This window comes from Pseudomonas meliae (genome assembly GCF_001400515.1).
Lineage (GTDB): Bacteria > Pseudomonadota > Gammaproteobacteria > Pseudomonadales > Pseudomonadaceae > Aquipseudomonas > Aquipseudomonas amygdali.
On sequence record NZ_LJQT01000057.1, the window covers coordinates 1 to 10,660 of the forward strand.

At 61.8% G+C, this 10,660-nt stretch carries 2 protein-coding genes; both read right to left on the reverse strand.

Annotated features, from left to right (window positions below):
- A partial coding sequence (locus tag ALO64_RS02690) for a condensation domain-containing protein (RefSeq protein ID WP_054991651.1) occupies window positions 1–7,091 on the reverse strand: 7,091 nt, incomplete at its 3' end.
- Entirely contained in the window at window positions 7,088–10,498 is a 3,411-nt protein-coding gene (locus tag ALO64_RS02695) for a non-ribosomal peptide synthetase (protein ID WP_044343292.1), read from the reverse strand. The genes ALO64_RS02695 and ALO64_RS02690, both read right to left, overlap by 4 nt.
- Window positions 10,499–10,660 lie beyond the last annotated feature (162 nt).

Here is a 10,660-nt window from a genome sequence, read left to right on the forward strand (position 1 = left end):
TTGAAATCAGCGTCCAGCACGTACCACGACAAATCCGGGATCGCCTCGCCAATCGGGCTGGCCGGGTTTTGCGTGTCGGCCTCGCTGATTGGTCGGTAAGTGACATGCACGGTGGTTTCGGTAATGCCGTACATATTGATCAACTGCGCTGCCTGATCGCCGAAACGGTCGAACCACGGCTTCAGGCTGGCCACGTCCAGCGCTTCGCCGCCGAAGATGACTTTTTCCAGCGACATCGGCACGGGCGAATCACACGCCACACGCATCAACTGCTTGAACGCCGACGGCGTCTGGTTGAGCACCGTGACCTGCTGTTCAACCAGCAGCGCATGGAAGTCTTCCGGCGAGCGGGTCACTTCGCGCGGCACGATCACCAGTCGGCCGCCATGCAGCAGCGCGCCGAAAATCTCCCACACCGAGAAGTCGAAGGCGAAGGAATGGAATAGCGTCCACACGTCTTTTTCGTTGAATGTGAACCAGTCATCCGTGGCAGCAAACAGGCGCATCAGATTGTGATGGGCGAGCAAGGTGCCTTTCGGCTTGCCAGTCGAGCCGGAGGTGTAGATCACGTAGGCCAGGTTGTCCGGCGAGGTCTGGTTGACCGGGTTTTCCGTGCTGTAACTGTCCAGCGCATCCGCCAGATCCAGTGTCTGAACATGTGCAGGAATCGGCAGGTGCCCAAGCAAATGCGTCTGGGTCAGCAACAATTCGATACCGCTGTTCTGCATCAGAAAGCTCAGGCGATCCTGCGGATAATCCGGGTCCAGCGGCACGTATGCACCACCGGCCTTGAGGATCGCCAGCATCCCTACGATCATGTCCAGACTGCGTTCAGCGGCCAGCCCCACGCGAACATCTGGGCCAACGCCCTGCTCGCGCAGTTTATGGGCCAACTGGTTGGCGCGGCTGTTGAGCTGTTGATAGCTCAATTGCTCGCCAGCAAAAGTCAGGGCGATGGCCAGCGGCGTGCGCTCGGCCTGGGTTTCAATGCGTTGATGGGCGCACTGCCCGGTCGGGTAATACTGCACGCTTTGCGTCCAGGCAGTCGGCAGGGTCAGCTCGCCGAGACGCGCCGTTGCGGACGCACTGAGGCTTTGCAGCAATTGATCGAAATGCGCTGCCAGTTGCAGAATGCATTCTGCACTGAAGTGTTGCCGGTCGTAACTGAAACGTACCGACAGCACGTCGTTGGCCTCGACCACCAGGGTCAGCGGGTAATGCGCTTGCTCCTGATTGCGCAGGTCGCTGAACGTCAGACCGTCCGGCGCGCGCTGCAAGGCTTCAGACACCGGGTAGTTTTCGAATACCAGTATGTTGTCGAACAGCGCCTCGCCACTGTTGCGTGCCCAGCGCTGGATGTCATACAGCGGCGTGTGCTCATGCTCGCGCAGGGCAATGTTCTTCGCCTGCACCTGCTGCACCCAGTCGCCGACGGTCTGTTCCGAACGCGGGCTGGCGATCACCGGCAAGGTGTTGATGAACAGGCCCAGTTGCTCCTCGACGCCCGGCAATTCAGCCGGACGCCCGGCCACCGTGGCACCAAAGGTCACTCTGGACTGACCGGTATAGCGTTGCAGCAGCAACAGCCAGGCGGATTGCACCAGCGTATTGAGGGGCACGTGCTGCTCGCGGGCAAACTCGCTCAAGCGCCGGGTGCCGTCGGCGTCGATCAGCTGAATGTAATCGCCATAGCCCTGCTGATCGGTTGATGTTTTGAAGGCTTGCAGCAAGCGGGTCGGCTCATCCAGTTCAGCCAGCTCTGCGGTCCAGAAGCGCTCGCTAACATCAGCGTCCTGATCCTGCAGCCACTGGATGTAATCGCGATAACGTCCCGCCTGTTTCGGCGGCGTCTGACCACTGTAGCGTTGCAGCACTTCGCCCAGCAGCCGCGAGCTGCTCCAGCCGTCCATCAAAATATGGTGACTGGTGTAGACCAGCTGCCACGCGTCGTCGCCAGTGCGCACTACCGCCAGGCGCAACAGCGGGCCGTGCGCCAGATCAAAACCCTGCTGACGGTCGGCCTGCGCCCAGTCGTCGAGCCAGTTTTGCGGCTTGCCACGCGCATCCAGCTCGACAAAAGGCAGTGTGACCTGACGTTGCACGACTTGCAGCGACTGTTCGCTCTGGCTGACAAAGCAGCTGCGCAGCACTTCGTGGTTGTTGACCGCTGATTGCCACGCGTTATGGAAACGCGGCACATCCAGCCCGCTGATGCTCACGCGCATCTGGTTGATGTAGTTGCCCGCGCCCTCATCGAACAGCGAGTGGAACAGCATGCCCTGCTGCATCGGCGACAGCGGGTAGATGTCTTCGATCTCGCCCGCAGCAATCGGCAAGCCGTCGAGTTGCGTTTGAGTGAGGCGCGCCAGCGGAAAGTCCGACGGTGTGACGCCCTGATGCCCGGCGGTGCAGTGGTCGATCAGCGTGGTCAGCGCCTGCTCGTAGCGGCGCGCCAGGGTATCGATGGTCGAGGCGTGGTACACCTCACGGCTGAAGCTCCAGTCCAGTTGCAACTGGCCATCGAACACCTGACCGTTGAGGCTCAGCCAGTTGCCCAGCGGGCCGTCTTCGCACAGCGCAGTGCCAGTTTTGTCGGCACTTGGCACGAACAATGCGCCTTGTTGTTCGTTGAAGCTGCCGTCGAACTGGCCCAGGTAATTGAACGTGACCCGTGCCTGCGGCAAGGCGGCCAATTGTTGCTTAAACGACGGCTCGCCGAGATGACGTAATACGCCGTAACCAATACCTTTGTTCGGCACGGCACGCAGTTGTTCCTTGATGCCGCACAGGCTTGCACCCGGCGCGATTTGCGGCGTGAGGCGAACCGGAAACAGGCTGCTGAACCAGCCGACGGTACGGCTGAGATCGGTGTCGTCAAACAAGTCTTCGCGGCCATGCCCTTCCAGCTGGATCAGCACCGACGGCTGCTGACTCCACTCGCACAACACTTGCGCCAGCGCGGTCAACAGCAGGTCGTTGACTTGCGTGCGGTACGCGGCAGGTGCAACTTTCAGCAGCTTGTGGGTCAGGTCCTTGCTCAACCAGGATGAGGCATGGGCCGCATCGCGATTGCGCATCGAACCTTCGGGCTTGTCGCGTGGCAACGGTTGATCTGTGCCCTGTAAAGCGTGCAGCCAGTAATCGCGCTCGGCGGTCAGCGTTTCGCCGGTCGCATACTGTTGCAATTGCTCGGCCCAATGCTTGAGCGACGTGGTTTTCGCTGCCAACGCCACAAGCTGGCCCTTAGTCAGGGCGACGTAAGCCTGTTGCAAGTCTTCCAGCAGCACCCGCCACGACACTCCGTCGACGGCCAAATGATGAATCACCAGCAACAAACGCTGCTCGCCCTGCGGCAGGTTGACCAACAGCGCCCGCAGCAGCGGACCGTTTTTCAGGTCAAGACTGCGCTGCGCCTCGTCGGCCAGTTCAGGCAAGCGCTCAATGCTGTCCAGCTCATGAACCCACAGCAGGTCGCGAGTGTTCAGCGCGCCGAATGTGGCTTGCCATTGGCCGTCTTGCTGGGTGAAACCCAGACGCAGCGCGTCGTGCTGTTCGATCAGCGCGGTCAGTGCAGCTTGAAGGTGGATTGCATCCAGCGTTTGCAGGGGCTTGAGCATCAGCGCCTGATTCCAGTGCTGACGCTCGGGGATGTCCAGTTCGAAGAAGCGCGCCTGAATCGGCAGCAACGGCAGCGAACCACTGATCTGTTCGACCGGCGCAGCAGGCTTTTTCTGGATCAGTTTTGCCACCGAGGCCAACTGGCTGATGGTCTGTTTTTCGAACAACTGCTTGGGGCTGAGCTTGATGCCCTGGCGCTTGGCGCGGGCGATGATCTGCAGGCTGAGGATCGAGTCGCCGCCCAGTTCGAAGAAGTTGTCGGTGCTGCCGACCTGCTCCAGTTTCAATACGTCCGCCCATACGGCGGCGAGCTTTTCCTCGATCTCGCCGACCGGCGCGGTGTAACGCTGTTTGACCACGCCCGGCTTGGGCAAGGCGCGCTTGTCGAGTTTGCCGTTGGCGGTCAGTGGCAGGCTGTCCAGCAGCATGATCTGTGCGGGCACCATGTAGTCGGGCAAGCGTGCAGCCAACTGTTCGCGCAGGCTGTCGACGGTCAGGCTGGCACCGGCTGCCGCGACGCAATAGGCCACCAGTTGCAGGCGCGATTCGTCTTCATCGACAGGCAATGCCAGCACGCTGGCTTGCGCAACCGAAGGCAGGTTCAGCAGCACCCGCGCCACTTCGGCAGGCTCGACACGATAACCGCGCACTTTCACTTGATCGTCGGCACGGCCGATGAATTCCAGCAGGCCCTGATGATTGCGCCGCATACGGTCGCCGCTGCGATAGGCGCGTGCACCATTCTCTGCAAACGGGTCCGGCACGAAACGCTCGGCGGTCAGCGCAGGCTGACCGATGTAGCCCAGCGCGACACTGTCGCCACCGATGTACAGCTCGCCCGCCACCTGAGTGCCAACGGGGTTCAGCACATCATCCAGCACATAAGCACTGGCCCCCGGCAACGGCGCACCGACCGGCACCTTAGTGGATAGATATAAACCTTGTGGGAGCGAGCCGGGCGACGCTTCGCTTGCTCGCGAAAGCGGTAGTAGAGCCTCAGCCTTTTGCAAGCCTGTGCTGGCCTCTTCGCGAACAAGTTCGCTCCCACAGGGAATCGTGTCCACTTTCAATTCATGGGTCAGTACGCCAACTGTGGTTTCGCTCGGGCCGTAGTGGTTGATCACCCGGCAATCCGGTTTGAGCTGACGCACCTGCTCGACCAGCACAGGCGAACAGGCTTCGCCGCCGACGATCAGTGCATGCTGCGGCAACACATCGGCAGGATGGCTGGCCTGCAACAGCGCGGCCAGATGACCGGGCACGATCTTCAGCACACCAACCTGATGCTCGGCCATGTAAGCCGCGAAGGCATCCGGGTCGAAACCCAGCGCCTCGGTCAGCACATGCAGCGTGCGTCCTGAACACAGCGCGCCGAACAGCACGGTATGACCAAGGTCGGCGGCGATGGTCGAGACCAGCGCCATGCTCGCCTCGGGAGCCAGTTGCAACTGCTCCAGCAGTCCACGCACGTAAGAGGCCAGCGCGCCCTGGCTGACCAATACGCCCTTGGGCTGACCGGTGGAGCCGGAGGTATGAATAACGTAAGCCGCTGAATCGGCTGACAGCGTGATATCAGGACGACTGACCGGCAATGCCTGCCACAAGGCCAGGCCCTCACAACCGGCAACATCCAGTGACGTCTGACGCACATCGCCTTCGGCGCACAGCAGCACTTTGGCCTGGGCGTTGCAGAGCATCTGTTGCAGGCGCGCATCCGGGGCTTTGACGTCCAGCGGCATGTACACACCACCGGCCTTGAAGATCGCCAGCACCGCCGTAAGCCAGTCCAGCGAACGCTCAATCAACACCGCAACCGGCTGACCTTCGCCAATACCCATCCGGATCAGATGATGGGCCAGTTGATTGGCGGCCTGATCCAGCTCCAGTGTCGTCAGGCTGCGATCCAGACACCGAGCGGCCAGCGCATCAGGCTGCGTCCGCACCTGCTGGTCCCAGAGTTGCAGCACCTGAGGCGCTGCCTCGCGCACTTCGCGTGGTGGCTCGATTGCCAGTGCACCGAGGCTGAACAACGGCGCCTGCGGCGCATCGAGCAGGGTTTTGAACAGCGCAAGCATTTCGGGAATGAACCCTTCGACGGTGGCGCGTCGATACAGGTCGCAGGCGTAGGCCATGTCGCCATGAATCAGCGTGCCGTCGTCGGTGATGTCCAGCGCCAGATCGAAATGCGCGCCCTGCTTGTCGAAGGCGTATTCGCTGACTTCCAGCCCGGCCAGCTTGAGCGCGGTTTTCTGTTTGAGGATTACGTTCTGGTTGAACTTGGCCTGAAACAGCGGGTTGTGGCCCAGGCTGCGCTCGGGTGCCAGTTGATCGACCAGTTGCTCAAAGGGTACGTCCTGATGCGCCTGCGCGCCGAACGAGGTGTCACGGATCTGCGCCAGCAGGTCAAGGTAGCTCAGGCGCTCGTCCACCTGGCAGCGCAAAACCTGAGTATTGATGAAGAAGCCGATCAACCCTTCGGTTTCAGCACGACCGCGGTTGGCGTTTGGCACGCCGATGCGGATATCGCGCTGCCCGGCCTTGCGCGACAGAAACAGCGAAAAACCGGCCAGCACCAGCATGAACAGGGTCATGCCCTGCGTGCGCGCAAAGGCGTTGAGCTGGCGCGACAGATCAGCGCCGAAATCAAAGCGCAGGTGCTCGCCCTGATAGCTTTGTGTCACCGGGCGCGGGAAATCCTGCGCGGCGTCCAGCAAAGGTTGTTCGTCACCCAACTGGCTGCGCCAGTAATCCAGTTGCCGCGCGCCCTCGCCCGCCTCCAGCCAGCTGCGCTGCCAGATAGCGTAGTCGGCGTATTGCAGCGGCAGCTCTGGCAGCGCTGGTTCGCGACCTTCGCAATACGCCTGATAGCAGTGCACGAACTCCTGAATCATGACGTCCATCGACCAGCCGTCGGAGACGATGTGGTGCATGCTCACCACCAGCACATGCTCGTCACTGGCAAGACGGAACAGGTGCGCACGCAGCAACGGGCCTGTGCGCAAATCAAACGGCTGGCTGGTGACGGTAATAACTCGCAACGCCAGTTCGGCATCGCGCAGTTCGACATCAGCCAGACCGGACAAATCAACGCTGTCCAGCGCCACGGTCTGATCATGCAGCAGCACTTGCTGCGCCTGACCACCGTCGGTATGGAACACGGTACGCAGCACTTCGTGGCGCTCGATCAGATGATCAAAGGCGCGGCGCAATGCCGACTCGTTCAGCGGGCCTTGCAGACGCAGGCCGGTGGTCATCTTGTAGGCGTCGCTCTGCGGGTCGAGTTGCCAGAGGAACAGCAGGCGTTGCTGGGCGAACGACAGCGGAATCGCGCTGAAATCATGACGGCTGACCGGTACCGGCAACAGGCTGAAATCCTTGCCTTCCTGGCGCAAGCGGGCGAGGAACTGCTGGCGTTGTTCCAGCGGCAGGCCGACAAAACGTTTCGCGATGCGTGCAGCGGTGGTCCCGGTCATGCGCCAAATTCCTCCAGTGAGTCCATGAACTGGTCCATGTCGCTCCAGTCGTTATCCGTTGTGTTGTCGGTCAGCGCGGCCACTTCGAAGGCGAGATCGCTGAGCAGCGGTTTTTCAAACAGGGTGCGCAACGGCAGGCTGATGCCCAGTCGCGTCTTGATCCGGGCGATGACTTGCGCGGCAAGCAACGAATGGCCGCCCAGCTCGAAAAAGTGAACATCCAGGCCGACCTGCTGTGCGTGCAGGACTTCTTGCCAAATAGCAGCGAGGCAGATTTCCACATCGCTGTGCGGCGCGCGATAACGCGCCTGCAAATGGCTTGAATCGGGCGCTGACAGTGCCTTGCGGTCCAGTTTGCCGCTGGGCGTGAGTGGCAACTCCGGGAGCAGCAATAAATGCGTCGGCACCATGTAATCCGGCAGGCTGGATTGCAACTGGCTCTTGATGCCCTGGCGCAGCGCCAGTTGCTCGGCATCGCCGTTCGCCATGACCTGCGGCACCAAGTAAGCGACCAGTTGCGTGCTGCCCGCCAGCTCGACAGCCAGTACCACCGCTTCGCGCACGCCTGTGCATTGCTGCAGGCGCGATTCGATTTCGCCCAGTTCAATACGGAAACCGCGGATTTTCACTTGATGGTCGACCCGTCCGATGTACTCGACAGCGCCGTCAGCGCGTAGCCTGGCGCGGTCACCGGTGCGATACAGGCGCTCACCGGGCACGAACGGATCAGCCACGAAACGCTCGGCGCTCAGGCCGGGCTGGGCGTGATAACCCCGCGCCAGGCCGGGGCCGCCGATATACAACTCGCCCACTGCGCCCTGCGGCAGCAGATTCAGTTGATCGTCGAGCACGTACAGCCGTCGTCCCGCCAGAGCTCTGCCAATCGGTACACCGCGCCACGACACCTGTTCCGCAGTCAGTGCACTGCAATCGTGAATGCTCGATACCACCGTAGCTTCGGTCGGCCCATAGGTGTTGAGCAGGCGCACGTGCCCGAGCCCGGCCTTGTGCCACAGGCGCAGACCTTCGACAGCCATCGCCTCGCCGCCGACGTGAATCTGTCGCAGCGCGCCATAGTGCGCAGGCGGGCTGACGGCAAAATCCTGAACCAGTGTCAGCCAGTAGGCCGCAGGCAGGTCAGCCAGGGTTACGCCGTGCTCGACGATGGCTTGATGGAAGGTGGTGCTGTCCCACAAACGCTTGTCACGCAAGACCACGGCCGCGCCGCGACACAGCGATGGGTAGAACTGCTCGACGAAGCCGTCGAAGCTATGGGTGGCAAATTGCAGGACCCGGTCGCCTTCGCGCAGGTCGCTGTAGTTCGCGCCCAACGTTACAAATTCGGCCAGCGCACCATGACTGATCGCCACGCCTTTTGGCCGACCGGTCGAGCCCGAGGTGTAGATCACGTAGGCCAGATTGGCCGGATCAACGGCAATGTCCGGGTTTTGCGGGCTGGCTGCCGCACTGCTCATCTGATCGATGCACAGGCACTGAATACCCGCCAGCTCAGGCAGCGTCGTCTTTTGCTGGCTGTGGGTCAGCAGCAGTTTCAGGCCGCTGTCCTGCAGCACATGACGTAGACGCTCGCTCGGCGCACTCAGGTCCAGCGGCACATAGGCACCGCCTGCCTTGAGCACAGCCAGCAGCGCGACGGGCATGTCCAGCGAACGGCCCAGTGCCACGCCGACCAGAACGTCCGGGCCGACGCCTTGCTCACGCAGTTGCCAGGCCAGACGGTTGCTGCGCTCATTCAGTTCGGTGTAACTCAGGCTGGGCGCCTGGCCTTCACGGGCGAGGATCAATGCCGGGGCGCTCGGTGTGCGCTGCACTTGCGCTTCGAACTGGCGATGCGCGGGGGTTGTGGTGTCGGCTTTGGCTGCGCTGTCGATATCCAGCAACTGAGCGCGCTCATCGGTGGACAGCATCGACAGTTCGGCAACGGTTTGCAGCGGGTCGGCACAGACCGACGCCAGCAGGTTGCGCCAATGTGCGGCCAGACGAGCGATGGTCGCCTGGTCGAAAATATCGGTGGCGTAGGTGAAAGCGGCGTTCAGCTGCTCGCCTTCGCCGCTGGTGGCAAGCATCAGATCACTGGCCGCGGCGTGCGAACGCTGGGCAAGTGCCTGTTGCTCGGCAGGCAGATTGGCCACGCGCAGGCCGCCGCTCAATTGTTTGTCCAGCAGGTCGGCAACCACCGGCTGGTGGTTGAACATCACTTGAAACAGCGGGTTGTGGCTCTGGCTGCGCTCGGGTTGCAAGGCGTCGATGATCGCGTCGAACGGCAACTCCTGATGCGCCTGAGCACCGGTCGAGGCATTGCGCACGGTGTGCAGCAAATCGATAAAGCGCGTCTGCGCCGTCACTTCACTGCGCAGCACTTGGGTGTTGATAAAACAGCCGATCAGCCCTTCGGTTTCGCTGCGGGTGCGGTTGGCGATCAGGCCGCCGACACGAATGTCGGTCTGCCCGCTGTAGCGGTGCAGCAAGCTTTTGAAGGTTGCCAGCAGGACTACGAAAAGGGTCACGCCCTGACGTTGCGCGAGGGTTTTCAGGTTACGCAGCAGCTCGGGCTCCAGCGCCAGTTCCAGACGCGCGCCATCATGGCTGGGCAGCGCCGGGTACGGGCGGTCTGTGGGCAGCTCCAGTACCGGGTGCTCTTCGCCCAGATGGCTGCGCCAGTAATCCAGCTGACGTTCCTGTTCGCCAGCCTCCAGCCAGCTGCGTTGCCACAGCGCATAGTCGCGGTACTGCACGGGCAGCGGCTGAAAAGGCAGCGGTTTACCAGCCAGCAGCGCGTCATAGCCGCGCAGCCATTCGTCGATCAGCACGTTCATCGACCAGCCGTCGGTGATCATGTGGTGCAGGTTGAGCAGCAGTAGGTGTTCCTGTTCGGCGAGGCGCAATACCTGCACGGTAAACAATGGCCCGCGCTGCAGGTCGAAGGTCTGCGCCGACTGTTCGGCCATCGCCTGCCGCGCACTCGCCCAGCGCTGTTCGCAAGGCTGCTGGCTCAGGTCGATCAGGCGGATGCTGACGGGTGTCGGCGACGCAACACGTTGAAACGCCCGGTCGCCTTCCTGACCGAAGGTGGTGCGCAGGCTTTCATGCCGCTCGACCAGCGCACTGAAGGCTCGCTCCAGCAACGGCAGCTCCAGCGGGCCATTCAGGCACACCGACATCGGCAGGTTGTACGCTGCGCTGTGCGGGTCCAGTTGCCAGAGAAACCACATGCGTTGCTGGGCATAAGACAGCCCGTCACGCTCGGCCAGCCCTGCGCAGGAAGGGATCGGGAACAGCGAGAAATCCATGTTCTCCTTGCGCATGCCATCGAGAAACAGACGACGTTTTTCAAGGGGCAACTCGACAAAACGACGAGCGAGTTTCTGGGCGTGTTCGGGGTTCATGGGTCGATCCTTGCTGAATGGGGCTGACCGTCGGGCGGGGTCGTATCAACAAGAACGAATTGGCGGGGAAATATTTAGAAAGGTTTGTTGTGGCGTGGAGCGACTCTTCAGGGTTAGGCACAAGTCCGCTTGTGCTTCTGGCCGAGGGAGTATCAGTTTTTT

Bases quoted from the DNA above. Each gene is read 5' to 3' on its own strand.
- ALO64_RS02695 (WP_044343292.1), bottom strand. From the start codon at position 10,498: ATGAACCCCGAACACGCCCAGAAACTCGCTCGTCGTTTTGTCGAGTTG.